Raw genomic sequence first — 14654 nt, forward strand, 5'->3', positions numbered from 1 at the left:
AAAAACCCAAAAGCCAGAGGGCTTTTTCAGCAGCCTGCTAGAGCATTTTGCAGTCAGGTGGAATCACCTGACGTCGCACAATGCGGCCAATTAAGGCGACGCAGTCAATCGCATCGCTGCCCGGAACCAACGGCCGTGTGCGACGTATATATCTGCGCGGCCGAGACGTCATGCTTTCGACGCATTCGGGACTGAACCAGCTCTGCCGGTAGAGACGGGCACCCTGCAGGCGGTCTTTGCGGTCGACGGGTGCATCGGACGCCGGATATGATCTCAGTGGCGGAACGGACGCGCCTCTTCGCGGACACCGCCGCCCCAACAGCGGTTTACGGATCGAGAACTTGGATGGCGCAAAGCGATGCCGCGTCGGAGAGTGGCCGGGTTGACCCCGGGCCGGAAGACCGCAAGCCCCGCGGAGATCGCCCGGCCGGTTCGCGACGAGCGGCGTTCGCCAAGACCACGAAGGCACTTGTCGGGCTCAGGCGGGCTCTCTCGCGGCTCGGCCGGGCCCTTCGCGAGGAGGTGCCCGCTGCAATAGGACGGACGGCCGGGATCTTCGTCGCCGCCATGAGGCACCCCGGGCAGCGAAAGATGAAGTTCCCGAAGTCGATGCCGGCCTTCGCCGGCGCGAGGTCGAAGATCACGCGCCCAGATGCATCGACGCCCCATTACCGGCGATCGCGCCTGCTGCGTGGGGCGGCGATCGGAATTGCGGCATGCCTCCTGTTCGTTGCCGTCCCCGTCGCCTGGGCCTTGCGCGACGTGCCATGGAACGAAATCGCCGAAGCGTCGCTGAAGCCGGTGGTGGTGCTCGAAACCGCGGACGGCAAGCCGCTCGTCAGCCAGGGGCCGCTGCAGGGGCCCTATGCGGCACGAAAGGACTTTCCGCCGCATCTCGTCGATGCGGTGCTCGCAAGGGAGGATCGGCGTTTCTACGAGCACTTCGGCATCGATGTGCGGGGCATTGCGCGCGCCGTCTACGCGAATGTCGGGGCGGGAGAGGTCGTGCAGGGAGGCAGCACGATCACCCAGCAGCTCATCAAGATCCTCTATCTCGAGCGCGATCGCACCTGGAAGCGCAAGATTCAGGAGGCGGTGATCGCCCTCTGGCTGGAGGCGAAACTCGGCAAGGACGAGATCCTGACCCGCTACCTGAACAACATCTATCTCGGGGCAGGCGCGACCGGCGTGCCGGCCGCCGCCCGGATCTATTTCGACAAGGACGTCCGCGATCTCGACATCGGCGAGTCGGCCATGCTCGCGGGCATCATCCGTGCCCCCTCTCAGCTCAATCCGCTGACCAACCCGGAGGGCGCGCGCCAGCAGGCGGAACAGGTCGTCGACGCGATGGTGAGAAACGGGAAAATCACCGCGCAGGAGGCCAAGGTCGCCAAGGCCGAATTCGTCAAGGTCAAGCCTTCGGGGACCGCGACGCGGTCGGGAAGCTGGTTCGCCGACTGGATCATGCAGGACGCCCGGGAGCTCGCAGGCCCCTATCGCGGCACGATCAAGGTCAGGACGACCATGGTGCCGAGGCTGCAGGCGATCGCCGAAAAGGTCGTCGCCGAGACGCTGGAGCGGGAAGGCCGGAAGGCAGGCGCATCGCAGGCAGCGCTGGTGGCGATGACGCCGGAGGGCGCCGTGGTCGCCATGGTCGGTGGGCGCGATTATTCGAAAAGCACTTTCAATCGCGCCGTCTCGGCGATGCGACAGCCCGGCTCCGCATTCAAGCTGTTCGTCTATTACGCGGCGCTGAAGGCGGGGCTCACGCCCTACGATCCGGTCGAGGACGCGCCGATCGAGATCAACGGCTGGTCGCCCGAAAACTTCGGCGGCGGCTACAGCGGCCCCGTCAGCATAGCCGAGGCCTTCGCCCGTTCGCTGAATGCGGCGACGGTCGCGCTGGCGCTGGAGGTCGGGATCGACAAGGTCATCGCCGCGGCGCGCGAACTCGGGCTCGACGCCAAGCTCACCGAGACGCCGAGCCTCGCGCTCGGCTCGTCCGAGGTGAACCTGCTCGACCTCACCGGCGCCTATGCCTCGGTGCGTGCCGGCAAGGCGCCGATCGAGCCCTGGGGCATCGTCTCCTTCCATGCCCAGGACCAGCCGCAAGCCTTCCGGGTCGGCCCCGCCAGCCAGCCGGCGACCGATATCAGCCAGTACCAGCCGGACCTCGTCGGCCTGTTGCGGCTCGTCGTCGAGCGCGGAACCGGCCGGGAAGCCGATATCGGCACGCCGGCCGCAGGCAAGACCGGCACCAGCCAGAACCACCGCGACGCCTGGTTCGTCGGCTTCACCGAACCGCTGGTCGTCGGCGTCTGGGTCGGCAACGACGACGAGACGCCGATGGCGGACGTGACCGGCGGAAAGCTGCCGGCGCGGATCTGGCGCAACTTCATGACCGCGGCGCTCGCCGCCGGCGGCGCGGACGCGGGCGAAGCCGGAGCGGCCGGCTCGGCCGCCGCATGCAACTTCAGGGCCTGTGCGCGCGCCTATCGCTCGTTTCGACCCGACGATTGCACGTTCCAGCCCTATGACGGTCCGCGCAGGCTCTGCGAGAAGTAGCGTCTGCGAGAAATCAGTCGCGCCCCGTCACCTCGCCCCCATGCTCGCCACCAGGTCGCTGAACCGCTCGCCCTGGATGCCGACATGCGCGCGGAGGAGGCGTCGGGCTTCCTCGCCATCCCCGGCAAAGATCGCGTCGACGATGGCACAGTGCTCTGCGAAGGAGGTCGACAGGCGGTTGCGCACGCGCAGTTGAAGTCGCCGGTAGGGGCGGAGGCGACGGTGGAGTTGCGCGCATTGTTCCTCGAGGAAGTCGCTGCGGCTCGCGGCGTAGATCGCCTTATGGAACGCCTCGTTGTCATAGTAGTAGGCGTCGCTGTCGCCGGCGCCGGCCGAAAGCTCGCAGCGCCTGTGCGCGGCCGTGATCGCTTCGCGTCCCTTCTCGTCCAGGCGCCGCGCGGCGAGCGATCCGGCCAGCCCCTCGAGCTCGGCCATCACCTCGAACATCTCGTAGATGCGGTGCGGCCCGGGATCGATGACGACGGCGCCGCGGCGCGGGCGGATTTCCACGAGGCCGATGGCGTCGAGCTGCATCAGCGCCTCGCGCACGGGCGTTCGCGATACGCCGAACCGATTGGCAAGCACCGTCTCGTCCAACCGCGCGCCGGGCTCGAACTCATTGGAAAGGATCGCGTTTTCGATTTCGTCGCGCAGCCATCGGCCGACATTTTCGGACATCCGGTCCACCTTCATAATGCAAATTTCCGTTTCTTGTATACACGATGATTGACTTCGTGTACGTGACGTGACAATGTACATACTATACTGCCAGGCCGGAAATGAGAACGGCGCTTATCCGCATTGAGGCGCGACGGCAAGGCGTGCTGCTTTCCGCCCGCATTCCGCTCTAGGATGAGGAGCGGCCGACGGCCATGGAGCAGGAGGAGAACGGGCATGCCAGGGACCTCATTTTTCGGCGACATGCTGCAGGGCATCACCGAGCGCGGACGCAAGCTGCTGTTTGCCGGCTCCCGCGCGGCCAAGGTGGAAGCCGATCTCGAAACGCTCTGCGAAATGCTCTTGTCGAGCCGCGGTGAGGCATCCGGCATGGCGATTGCCGCCGAGATCCTCGCGCGCTGGAACAAGCTCGACGCGGACGGGGTGCGGAAGTTCCTCCTCATGCTTTGCGACCGGTTCGGGCCCGACACGGCAAAGCTCGACAAGGCCGTCGACAGATACGTCAAGGAAAGAAGCGCCGCCGCGATCATCGCCCTCCACGCGGCGGCGGAACCGCGGCGGCAGGAGCTCCTGCGCCGGCTCAACCACGCGCCGAACGGCACCGCCAACCTGGTGCGGATGCGCGAGCAGCTTCTTGGCGGCCGCGAACAATCCGACGAATACCGCGCCGTGGACGCGGATTTCACCCATCTCTTCGGCTCCTGGTTCAATCGCGGTTTCCTCACGCTCCGCCCGATCGACTGGTCGACGCCGGCGCATATCCTGGAAAAGATCATCAAATACGAGGCCGTACACGAGATCGCCAGCTGGGAGGAGCTGCGCCGCCGCCTGGCCCCGGCCGATCGCCGCTGCTTTGCCTTTTTCCATCCGCGGCTTGCCGACGAACCGCTCGTCTTCGTCGAGGTGGCGCTCACGCGCTCCGTGCCGATGACGATCAACGAGGTGCTCGACGAAGGCAGGACGCAGATCGGCGCCGACGAGGCGACGACGGCCGTCTTCTATTCGATCTCCAACTGCCAGGAGGGCCTGCGCGGAATCTCGTTCGGCAATTTCCTGATCAAGCAGGTGGTGGACGATCTGCGCCGCGACCTGCCGGGCCTCAAGAATTTCGTCACGCTGTCACCCGTTCCCGGCTTTGCGCGCTGGCTCGCCAAGGCGCGCATGTCCGCGACCGACCCGTTGCTGTCGGATGCCGATCGCAAGGCGCTGGCGCTCCTGGATGATCCGGCCTGGCCCGACGACGAAGGCAAGGCGGCCGAGGCGGAAGGCGTGCTGCTGCCGCTCGCGGCGCATTACTTCCTGATCGAAAGGACGCCCGACGGGCGCCCGGCCGATCCGGTCGCCCGCTTCCACCTCGGCAACGGCGCCAGGCTGGAACGGCTGAATTTTCTCGGCGACCGCTCGTCGAAGGCCATGCAGCAGGCGCACGGCCTGATGGTCAACTACCTCTACAAGCTCGAGGACATCGTGGCCAACCATGAGGCGCTGGCGCAGCGCGGCGAAGTGGCCGCCTCGCCGCTCGTCAGGAACCTGCTCGCGCGCAACGGCGAAGCTGCGGCGGCGAAGGTCGCCGGGCTTCGCGGCCAGTCGCGCCGGTCGTAGACGCAAAGGACAGGAAGAGGGCAACAATGAGCAACCATCTTTTCGACGCCATCCGAGCCGCCGCCCGCGGCGACGCGCCGTTCATCCGGACGGATGGCGGCCGCACATGGACCTATGACGATGCATTGAGCCTTTCCGGCCGCATCGCGAGCGCGATCGATGCGCTCGGCATCCGGCCGGGCGACCGGGTGGCCGTGCAGGTCGACAAAAGCCCCGAGGCCCTGATCCTCTATCTCGCCTGCATTCGCTCGGGCGCCGTCTACCTGCCGCTCAATACCGCCTACACGCTCGCCGAACTCGACTATTTCATCGGCGATGCCGAGCCGCGGCTGGTGGTCGTCTCCTCGTCTTCCCGGGAGAGCGTCGACAAGATCGCCAAGCCCCGCGGCGCGATCGTCGAGACGCTCGATCCCGATGGCACAGGCTCGCTTCTCGATCTCGCAAGGGACGAGCAGGCCGACTTCGTCGATGCCTCGCGCGCGGCCGACGACCTAGCCGCGATCCTCTACACCTCCGGGACGACGGGCCGCTCCAAGGGCGCGATGCTCACCCATGGCAACCTGCTCTCCAATGCTGAGACCCTGCGCGACTACTGGCGCGTGACCGCCGACGACCGGCTGATCCATGCCTTGCCGATCTTCCACACCCACGGGCTGTTCGTCGCCACCAACGTCACGCTGCTTGCCGGCGCCTCGATGTTCCTGCTGCCGAAGTTCGACCCGGACGAGGTCCTGTCGCTGATGCCGCAGGCGACGATGCTGATGGGCGTGCCGACCTTTTACGTGCGCCTGCTGCAGAACCCGCGTCTCGACCGAGCGGCCGTCGCCAACATGCGCCTCTTCATCTCCGGTTCGGCGCCGCTGCTTGCCGAGACCCATGTCGAGTTCAGAAAGCGCAGCGGTCACGCCATCCTCGAGCGATACGGCATGACCGAAACCAACATGAACACCTCCAATCCCTATGACGGCGAACGGATTGCCGGAACCGTCGGCTTGCCGCTACCCGGCGTGACGGTGCGCGTGACCGATCCGGCGACCGGCGCCGAGCTCCCGCCGGAGGAAACCGGCATGATCGAAATCAAGGGCCCGAACGTCTTCAAGGGCTACTGGCGCATGCCGGAAAAGACCGCGGCGGAGTTCACCGGCGACGGTTTCTTCATCAGCGGCGACCTCGGCAAGATCGACGGGCGAGGCTATGTCCACATCGTCGGCCGCAGCAAGGACCTGGTGATCTCGGGCGGCTACAACATCTACCCCAAGGAGGTCGAGGGCGAGATCGACCAGCTCGAAGGCGTCGCCGAGAGCGCGGTGATCGGCGTGCCGCATCCGGATTTCGGCGAAGGCGTCACCGCCATCGTCGTCTGCAAGCCCGATGCGGCGCTCGACGAAAAGACGATCCTCGGTGCGCTTCAGAGCCGGCTCGCCCGCTACAAGCAACCGAAGCGCATCCTCTTCGCCGACGACCTGCCGCGCAACACCATGGGCAAGGTCCAGAAGAACGTGCTGCGGCAGAAATACGCCGGTCTCTACGAAGGAACATAAGCCGGGTCGCACGCCCTCTGGGAGGAAGGCGTGCTGCCATCATCACCAACTTTGAAAATGACAGCTACGGCGCCCGCGGCGCTGGAGGGAGGGGAATCATGGGCATCGAAATGCTATCGATACTGCTGCTTGTCGCCATGTTCGTCGTCGCGACGATCCAGCCGATCAACATGGGTGCGCTGGCATTCGGCTGCACCTTCCTGCTCGGCTCGCTGATCATCGGCATGAAGACCAGCGACATTTTCGCCGGCTTCCCGAGCGACCTGTTCCTGACGCTGGTCGCCGTCACCTATCTCTTCGCCATCGCCCAGATCAACGGCACCATCGACTGGCTCGTCGAATGCGCCGTGCGGCTGGTGCGCGGGCATGTCGCCTGGATTCCCTGGGTGATGTTCGTCGTTGCCGCCATCATCACCGGTTTCGGCGCGCTCGGGCCGGCGGCGGTGGCGATCCTCGCCCCGGTTGCGCTGAGCTTTGCCGTGCAATACCGCATCCACCCGGCGATGATGGGGCTGATGGTCATCCATGGCGCGCAGGCCGGTGGCTTCTCGCCGATCAGCGTCTATGGCGGCATCACCAACCAGATCGTCGCCAAGGCCGGCCTTCCCTTCGCGCCGACCTCGCTGTTCCTCTCCAGCTTCTTCTTCAATCTCGCGATCGCCGTGCTGGTCTTCTTCGTCTTCGGCGGTGCACAGGTGATGAAGCAGAAGCCGGCCGCCGCCGGTCCCCTGCCCGAGCTGCACCCCGAGGGCGTCTCGGCATCGATCCGGGGCCACGGCGGCACGCCCGCCAGGCCGATCAGTGACCATACCTATGGCACTTCGGCCGACAGGCTGCAGGCATTGCGCCTGACGCCGGAAATGATCTTCACCCTGGTCGGCCTGACGGCGCTCGGCATCGGCGCACTCGTCTTCAAGTTCAATGTCGGGCTTGTCGCGATCACCGTTGCCGTCGCCCTCGCCCTGGTCTCGCCCACGACCCAGAAGGCGGCGATCGACAAGGTGAGCTGGTCGACCGTGCTCCTGATCACCGGCATCATCACCTATGTCGGCGTGATGGAAAAGGCGGGGACGGTCGACTACGTCGCCAACGGCATATCCAGCCTCGGCATGCCGCTCCTGGTGGCGCTGCTGCTCTGCTTCACCGGCGCCATCGTTTCCGCCTTCGCCTCCTCGACTGCGCTGCTCGGCGCCATCATCCCGCTCGCCGTGCCGTTCCTGCTGCAGGGCCAGATCAGCGCCGTCGGCGTGGTCGCGGCGATCGCGATCTCGACGACGATCGTCGACACGAGCCCGTTCTCGACCAACGGCGCCCTCGTCGTCGCCAATGCCCCAAACGAGAAGCGGGAGCACGTGCTGCGCCAGTTGCTCATCTACAGCGCGCTGATCGCCATCATCGGGCCGGTGGTTGCCTGGCTGGTCTTCGTGGTGCCGGGCCTCGTCTGAGCGAAGGCAACGGTGCCGGTGGCAAAACGGGCCTTGACCACTCCACGGTCAAGGCCCGCTTCTTTTTCTCTGACTGCCGCCGTCGCTCGTGAGGTCTTTGCCTCAATCCTCGCGGAAAGCGTGCCGCATCTGGTCGGTAAGCGGCTTGGTCAGGTAGGAAATGACCGTGCGGTCGGCGATCTTGATGAAAACTTCGGCCGGCATCCCGGGATAGAGCGAAAGCCCCTTGAGCTTGGCGAGGCTCTCCGGCCTCGGGTGGATGCGCAGCGGATAGTAGCTCGCGCCGGTGCGCTCGTCGGTGACGAGGTCCGGGGCGATCGTGACCACCTCCGCCTCGACCTCGGGAGTGGTGCGCTGGTTGAAGGCGCTGAAGCGGATTTCGACCGGCTGGCCGACATGGATCTGGTCGATATCGTGGGTCGCCACCCGCGCCTCGACGGTCAGGTCGTCGGCCTCCGGCACGACGAGCATCAGCGTCTCGCCCGGATTGACGACGCCGTTCACCGTGTGGACCGCGAGCTGGTAGACGCGCCCGGAAAGAGGCGCGGTGATGTCCAGCCGGCGCAGCTGGTCGGCCGCGGCGGTGCGGCGCTCCTCGTATTCGGCGATCTTCGCCTCGACGTCTGTCAGTTCCTTGGAAATCTCGGTGCGCCGGTCCTCGTCGAGCTGCAGGATCTGCAGGTCGATCTCGCTCGACTTGCCGCGGGCCTGGGCACGCGCGGCGATGTGCCGGCCACGCTCGCCCTCGAGCTCGGCGCGCTCGCGCTTCAACGTCGTCACCCGTTGCATCGGCACGAGTCCCTGGCCGAAGAGGGAATCGACGCCGGTCAATTCCTCGGCGATCAGTTTCAGCGCGTCCTCGATCGCCTTCAACTGCACCGTCAGGCCTTCGATCTCGTCGGCAAGCTGTGCCTTTCTCGATTCGAGCTGCCCCTTCATGCCGATGAGCGCCGTACGACGGCTGGCAAAGAGCTTCTGCTCGCCGTCGACGAGCTTCTTCGCCGCCGCTCCGGAGATGAACTGGGCGAGGTCTTCGTCTATGTCGAAGGCGGCCGCGCCGATCCGCTCGGCCTGAAGCCGGGCGCGGCGGGCGTAAAGCTGCGCCAGCGTGCTTTCGACGATCGCGAGGTTGGCGCGGACGGTGGTGCCGTCGAGGCGGATCAGGACCTGGCCGGCCTCGACCCGCTCGCCCTCCCGGACCAGGAGTTCGCCGACGATGCCGCCGGTCAGGTGCTGCACCTTCTTGACATTGTCGTCGACGACGACGACGCCGCCGGCGACCACCGCACTCGACAGCTCTGTCGTCGCGGCCCAGCCGCCGACGCCGACGACGAGGGCAAGGGCGAGAACCGAGACGCCCATCATGTGGCGCGAAAGCGAGCGGCGCGCACTCGATGTCTGTTTGACGCTGCCGCTCATTGCTTGACCTCCGGGCCTTCCGCGACAATCTTCAGCGGTGACGGGCGAAGCACCCTGCCGAGGACCTCGTCCTTCGGACCGAAGGCCTGCATCCGCCCCTCGTTCATCATCAGCACGAGGTCCACGCTTGCGAGCGCGCTCGGCCGGTGGGCGATGACGACGACGATGCCGCCGCGGGCACGCACGCTCATGATCGCCTCCGAGAGCGCCTGCTCGCCCTCCGCATCGAGGTTGGAATTCGGTTCGTCGAGGACGACGAGGAAGGGATCGCCGTAGAGCGCGCGCGCCAGGGCCACCCGTTGGCGCTGGCCGGCCGAGAGCGCCATGCCCCCGTCGCCGATCTCGGTGTCATAGCCGTTCGGCAGCCGAAGGATCAGGTCGTTGACGCGCGCCGCCCTGGCCGCGGCGACGATCGCCTCGGAGGTTGCGTCCTCGGCGAAGCGGCAGATGTTCTGCGCCACGGTTCCGGCGAAAAGCTCCACGTCCTGCGGCAGATAGCCCACATGCCTGCCGAGCGCGTCGTGATCCCATTGGTCGAGGGCTGCACCGTCGAGGCGAACCGAGCCGCGATAAGCCGGCCAGACGCCGATGAGCGCGCGCGCCAGCGATGATTTTCCCGATGCGCTCGGGCCGATGACGCCGAGGGCGCTGCCGGCAGCAAGCGCGAAGGTCACGTCCGAGACGACGAGGCGCTGTGCCGCCGGCGGGCCGCTGGCCAGGCCTTCGACGCTGAGTTTTTTGTGCGGGCGCGGCAGGGCGAGCGGCGTTTCCGTCTCCGGCAGGGCCTTGAGCAACTCCTTGAGCCGCTGCCAGCTCTGGCGCGCCGAGACGAGGCCGCGCCAGTTGCCGATGGCGAGCTCGACCGGGGCGAGCGCCCGGGCGGTCAGGATCGAGCCGGCAATGATGATGCCGGGCGAAGCCTGGCCCTCGATGACGAGCACGGCGCCCGCCGCCAGCACGCCCGATTGCAGCGCCATGCGGAAAACCTTCGACAGCGCGCCATAGCCGTTGCCGATATCGGACGTGCGGCGGTTCTCCTCGCGGTACACCGCATTGCGCCGCTCCCAGAGCGCCGTCATCCGGCCGGACATTCCCATCGCCTGGACGACTTCGGCATTGCGCTGCGAGGCCTGGGCGAAGGCGTTGCGCTGGCTTCCGGCCTCCGATGCCTTCCTGGCGGGCGCCTGGGTGCCGCGATTGGTGAGATAGGTGAGGAGCGTCAGGATCAGCCCGCCTCCGACCGCCACGAGGCCGATGACCGGGTGAAACAGGAAACAGATGGCCAGATAGAAGGGCAACCAGGGAAGGTCGAAAAGCGCGGCCGGCCCGCTGCCCGACAGGAACGAACGAACCTGGTCGAAATCCCTGAGCGCCTGGAGGCCGTCCCCTTGTATCCTGAGCTTCAGCGGTGCCTTCACCAGTGCCCGATAGATGCGGCCGCTGAGGCTCTCGTCGAGCGCACCGGCGATCCGGACGAGCATCCGCCCGCGGACGAGCTCGAACGCGCCCTGGAAGCCGTAGAGCAGGAGGGCGAGAAGGCAGAGCGCGATCAACGAGGGAATGCTCCGGCTCGGCAGGACCCGGTCGTAGACCTCAAGCATGAAGAAGGAGCCGGTGAGATAGAGAATGTTGACGAGCGCGCTGGCGATGCCGACGCCGATGAAGGCGCTGCGGCAATCGCGGAGCGCCGAAGCAGGGTCAGCGCTGCTCGCATTCGTCGTGGCTTTTACTGCAAGTTCAGGCACTGGATGACATCCCCCAATCGGCACGTTCCGGCCGCATGCGGCCTACCCTCGGTCGTTTTGCAACGCACATTGCTCGTCTCGCTGCCGTTCCATCTATTCAATGGTCACAAGGAGGAGTTGTTCCCCGGGAAACAGTGATGTACGCCAAACTTGTCCATCGACCAACAACTGCTGTCTATCATTCGCTTCGTTCTTCCTCCACCTTCGCCTTTCGAAGTTGCGAAGTTATTATTATTCGGCCGAATGCAGGATGAATGCGCGGCGAAGTCGATGTTGTGCTATTGGTGATTTCCACTCCTACCCGGCCCCCGGGCCACTTCCCGCATCACTCGCCTCATGAAGAAGTACCTGAAGAATCTCACCGCAAAACAGCGCAACGAGGCCACCGACCGCCACCTCGCCTACTACCTCACCTTCGTCGCCGGTGCGGCGAACGCCGGCGGCTTCATGGCGGTCAACCAATATACCTCCCACATGTCGGGCATCATCTCGGCCGTCGCCGACAACATCGTGCTCGGAAACATCGCGCTGGTCGCGGCGGGCTTTGCGGCGCTGGTGTCGTTCGTGGCCGGTGCGGCCACCTCCGCCATCCTCATCAACTGGGGCCGGCGCCTCGAGCTCGAGGCGGAATACGCGCTTCCGCTGCTCGTCGAGGGGCTGCTGCTCACCGGCTTTGCGACGATGGGAGCGTTATTGGCCCCCGCTGAGGGTGTGGCGGTGTCGGCGACGGTCGCCCTCCTCTGCTTCATCATGGGGCTGCAGAACGCGATCATCACCAAGCTTTCGGGGGCGCGCATCCGCACCACCCATGTCACCGGTCTCGTGACCGACACAGGCATCGAACTCGGCAAGCTCGTCTATTGGAACCGCAGCGAGGGCAAGGGTTCGCGGGCGCCCGTCCGTGCCGATCGCGCCAAGCTCCGGCTGCTGGCCTCGCTCATCGCGCTCTTCCTGCTCGGCGGGATTTGCGGCGCACTGCTGTTCCGCAGCCTCGGTGACGCGGCGGCGCTGTTCCTTGCCATACCGCTCCTGGTCATTGCCGCGCTGCCGGTGATGGAGGACGTCCGCTCGGCGCTCGAACGGTGAAGGTCGCCACTCGCCCGCGCCCATCATTCCTGTGCTGTCACCGGCATCCAGCCGTCCCAGGTCCTTGGGCTGAAAAGACTCTTCCGCGCCACGGGCGCGGCGCTGTCATACCGTGGAAAGCTCCGTGGCGTCGTCCATCTCGATGGCGGCGTGCATGTCCGGCAAGGATTCCGCCGCGGCAGCCATCGCGGCGGGGCACCCTTCGATGCTGCCGCCCCTGCCCCAGGTCGCCGCAAGCCCCATCAGCTCGTCCATTTCCTTCCTGAGCCCGTGCCAGGCGATGATGTCTTTGGCATGGAGCGCATTCGTGCGCGGGTCGTAGAACCGGCCAATATCGTCGCCGGCGTCCTTGCGGACGGCCTCCAGCCGCCCCTTGAGCGCATTCGATTCGTCCTTTAGCCGAAAATACCGGCGCATGACCGCAATCAGCGCCAGATCGTTCGCAGTCGCGTTCACGACATTCCTCCGCATCGCTTCTTCATCCGGTCGGCCATCGCCCAAGACTTTGGCCCTTTTCCGGCAGCGGCGCGGCACGGAGCGAGAACTCTCGCGACCTCGCTATTTCTTCCGGTAAACGAGCACCGGAATCGTCGAATGCGTCAGCACCTTGGCAGTGACGCTGCCGATGATCAGGGCGCCGACGCCGCCGCGCCCGTGCGACGCCATGACGATGAGGTCGGCGCCGATCTCCTCGGCCTTGTCGATGATCGCGCGGTAGACCTCGTGGTTGCGAAGCTGACCCGCGGTGCAGGCGACGCCGGCGCGCTCGGCCTTGGCTTGCGCCGCGGCCAGCGTCTCGGCCGCGTGCTCCCGGGAAAGCGCCTCGTATTCTTCCCGGGTGCTGCCCAATTGCTCGACGTCGGTGGAAAAGAAGTGGAACGGCTCCGTCACCGTCAGCACGGTGATCTTCGCGCCGGCCTCTTTGGCAAAGGCGATTGCCGCATCCACGGCCATGGTGGCGAGCGGCGAGCCGTCGGTGGGGACGAGAATGTTGCGAAACATGGAAGCCTCCGATCAAATCGGAATCAGGCTAGCCGCGTCGCCTACATCCTGCATTGACGCACATCAATACTTTATCATCGGGTAATTTGACCTGGAAGCGCGTAAAAAAGAACGGCCCGGCGGGAAAGCCGCCAGGCCGTCCTGAACGTCCCTGGACCGCTCGGTTACGCCTCGACGCGCATCCGTCCCCGCGCCTCCTCCCCGGCGCTTTCCTTCTCCCGCCTGTTGTGACGGATCGAGGACCAGAACGAGAGACCGATGAGGCTGGCGCCGCCCAGGCCGGTGATCACCTCGGGGATGTGGACCAGTGTCTGGAAATACATCACCACCGACAGGACGAGGATGGCGTAGAAGGCGCCGTGCTCGAGATAGCGGTATTCGCTGAGCGTTCCCTTGTCGACCAGCATGATCGTCATTGAGCGCACATACATGGCGCCGATCCCGAGGCCGATAGCGATGACGAAGAGGTTCTGCGTCATCGCGAAGGCGCCGATGACGCCGTCGAAGGAGAAGCTCGCGTCCAGCACTTCCAGATAGAGGAAGGCACCGAAGCCGCCCTTGGCCGCGGCGCTCATCGTCTGTTGCGACGCGTCGAGCAGCCCGCCGACGACCTCGACGAGGAGGAAGGTCAGCAGCCCGTAGACGCTCGCATGGAAGAAGACGGTCGCCGCCTCCCGTTCCAGAAGGGACGAGAACGCCAGGATGAGGGCAAGCACGAAGGCGATCTCGATGCCCTTGATGGTCGCATAGCGCGCCATCCGGCCTTCGAGCCATTTGACCCAATGCACGTCCTTCTCATGATCGAAGAAGAAGGTGAGGCCCACCATCATCAGGAACGTTCCGCCGAAGGCGGCGATCGGCAGATGGGCCTCGTTCATGATGCGGGCATATTCCTCGGGCCGCGCCGCGGCGAGGACGACCGCCTCGATCGGGCCGATATTGGCCGCGAGCACTACGATCAGGAGCGGGAAGACGATGCGCATGCCGAAGACGGCGATGATGATTCCCCAGGTCAGGAATCGCTTCTGCCAGATCGGCGTCATGTCCTGGAGCTTGTTGGCGTTGACGATGGCGTTGTCGAAGGACAACGAGATTTCGAGGACAGCGAGAACGCTGCAGATGAAGAAGACGGTCGCCATGCCGCTGAATGTGCCTGTCGACTGCCAGCCTATCCAGGCGCCGAGCACGAGACCTGCGGCCGTGACGATGAACGCCCATTTGAAGTAGCTGAGCGCGTCTGTCCGAGAACGGGGTCCGGTCATGGGCGAACCTCCCCTCCACGCGCGGTGGCAACGGTGGCGAAAGGGAGAGTCCTTGAGAAAAGACGCACAGCCGAAAGGGCACATGCGTGAGGCATGAGTTGAGTTTTCATGGTAGCTAAATCCGCCGGCGTGACTGCTGGCGGTACCGACATCGCGAGAGCGCCGTAAAACTCTCGCCAGAGGGGCCCGGCACCAATGTTCATCCCGCATTCCGATGTCTGAGAGCGGGAGCGCCCCTTTAAATAACGAAGCCGGCCGCCGCGTCAAGGGGCGGCCGCAGAGCTCCGGCGCCCGCGGCCGCCGGGCGGC

At 65.7% G+C, this 14654-nt stretch carries 11 protein-coding genes; 5 read left to right on the forward strand and 6 right to left on the reverse strand.

Translation table 11 applies throughout. The features are described 5' to 3' along the window. Positions 1-345 precede the first annotated feature (345 nt). Positions 346-2565: a PBP1A family penicillin-binding protein gene (locus tag ATB98_RS03710; RefSeq protein WP_066869214.1), complete on the forward strand. Its 2220-nt coding sequence runs from the start codon at positions 346-348 to the stop codon at positions 2563-2565. 27 nt (positions 2566-2592) lie between these two features. Here ATB98_RS03710 and ATB98_RS03715 read toward each other — a convergent pair whose 3' ends face one another. Continuing rightward, a complete protein-coding gene (locus ATB98_RS03715; RefSeq protein ID WP_066869345.1) occupies positions 2593-3243 on the reverse strand; it encodes a GntR family transcriptional regulator in 651 nt (216 codons plus the stop codon). A 216-nt stretch (positions 3244-3459) separates the two neighbouring features. Between ATB98_RS03715 and ATB98_RS03720 the strand changes: the two genes are divergently transcribed. The 3 genes from ATB98_RS03720 (at position 3460) to ATB98_RS03730 (ending at position 7831) form a co-directional block, all read left to right on the forward strand. Next, complete coding sequence (locus ATB98_RS03720) at positions 3460-4845, forward strand: malonyl-CoA decarboxylase (RefSeq protein WP_066869217.1); 1386 nt, start codon at positions 3460-3462, stop codon at positions 4843-4845. Positions 4846-4871: 26 nt separating this feature from the next. Further along, complete coding sequence (locus ATB98_RS03725) at positions 4872-6386, forward strand: malonate--CoA ligase (protein ID WP_066869220.1); 1515 nt, start codon at positions 4872-4874, stop codon at positions 6384-6386. A gap of 98 nt (positions 6387-6484) precedes the next feature. Next, the gene (locus ATB98_RS03730; RefSeq protein ID WP_066869223.1) at positions 6485-7831 is read left to right on the forward strand and encodes an SLC13 family permease; all 1347 of its coding nucleotides are present in this window, start codon (positions 6485-6487) and stop codon (positions 7829-7831) included. A 102-nt stretch (positions 7832-7933) separates the two neighbouring features. Here ATB98_RS03730 and ATB98_RS03735 read toward each other — a convergent pair whose 3' ends face one another. After that, on the reverse strand, positions 7934-9250 hold the full coding sequence (locus ATB98_RS03735; protein ID WP_066869226.1) for an HlyD family type I secretion periplasmic adaptor subunit: 1317 nt from the start codon (positions 9248-9250) through the stop codon (positions 7934-7936). Next, positions 9247-10995 (reverse strand): type I secretion system permease/ATPase, encoded by a 1749-nt coding sequence (locus ATB98_RS03740; RefSeq protein WP_066869229.1) that lies wholly within the window; start codon positions 10993-10995, stop codon positions 9247-9249. The genes ATB98_RS03735 and ATB98_RS03740 overlap by 4 nt, the downstream gene beginning before the upstream one ends. 336 nt (positions 10996-11331) lie before the next feature. Here ATB98_RS03740 and ATB98_RS03745 point away from each other — a divergent pair, with 336 nt between their 5' ends. After that, positions 11332-12081: a YoaK family protein gene (locus ATB98_RS03745; RefSeq protein WP_066869232.1), complete on the forward strand. Its 750-nt coding sequence runs from the start codon at positions 11332-11334 to the stop codon at positions 12079-12081. A gap of 105 nt (positions 12082-12186) precedes the next feature. Here the strand turns inward: ATB98_RS03745 and ATB98_RS03750 are convergent, their stop codons facing one another. The 3 genes from ATB98_RS03750 to ATB98_RS03760 form a co-directional block, all read right to left on the reverse strand. After that, positions 12187-12537 carry a hypothetical protein gene (locus tag ATB98_RS03750; RefSeq protein ID WP_234781860.1) on the reverse strand — a complete coding sequence of 117 codons (351 nt, stop codon included), beginning with the start codon at positions 12535-12537 and terminating at the stop codon, positions 12187-12189. 102 nt (positions 12538-12639) lie between these two features. Continuing rightward, on the reverse strand, positions 12640-13083 hold the full coding sequence (locus ATB98_RS03755; RefSeq protein ID WP_066869235.1) for a universal stress protein: 444 nt from the start codon (positions 13081-13083) through the stop codon (positions 12640-12642). A 164-nt stretch (positions 13084-13247) separates the two neighbouring features. After that, positions 13248-14345 carry a DUF475 domain-containing protein gene (locus ATB98_RS03760; protein ID WP_066869238.1) on the reverse strand — a complete coding sequence of 366 codons (1098 nt, stop codon included), beginning with the start codon at positions 14343-14345 and terminating at the stop codon, positions 13248-13250. Positions 14346-14654: the final 309 nt, after the last annotated feature.

Source organism: Sinorhizobium saheli, assembly GCF_001651875.1.
Taxonomy (GTDB): Bacteria; Pseudomonadota; Alphaproteobacteria; order Rhizobiales; family Rhizobiaceae; genus Sinorhizobium; species Sinorhizobium saheli.

Coding starts and splice junctions, on each gene's coding strand:
- ATB98_RS03760 (WP_066869238.1), bottom strand. CDS start 14,345: ATGACCGGACCCCGTTCTCGGACAGACGCGCTCAGCTACTTCAAATGG.
- ATB98_RS03720 (WP_066869217.1), top strand. CDS start 3,460: ATGCCAGGGACCTCATTTTTCGGCGACATGCTGCAGGGCATCACCGAG.
- ATB98_RS03715 (WP_066869345.1), bottom strand. CDS start 3,243: ATGTCCGAAAATGTCGGCCGATGGCTGCGCGACGAAATCGAAAACGCG.
- ATB98_RS03745 (WP_066869232.1), top strand. CDS start 11,332: ATGAAGAAGTACCTGAAGAATCTCACCGCAAAACAGCGCAACGAGGCC.
- ATB98_RS03725 (WP_066869220.1), top strand. CDS start 4,872: ATGAGCAACCATCTTTTCGACGCCATCCGAGCCGCCGCCCGCGGCGAC.
- ATB98_RS03755 (WP_066869235.1), bottom strand. CDS start 13,083: ATGTTTCGCAACATTCTCGTCCCCACCGACGGCTCGCCGCTCGCCACC.
- ATB98_RS03735 (WP_066869226.1), bottom strand. CDS start 9,250: ATGAGCGGCAGCGTCAAACAGACATCGAGTGCGCGCCGCTCGCTTTCG.
- ATB98_RS03710 (WP_066869214.1), top strand. CDS start 346: ATGGCGCAAAGCGATGCCGCGTCGGAGAGTGGCCGGGTTGACCCCGGG.
- ATB98_RS03730 (WP_066869223.1), top strand. CDS start 6,485: ATGGGCATCGAAATGCTATCGATACTGCTGCTTGTCGCCATGTTCGTC.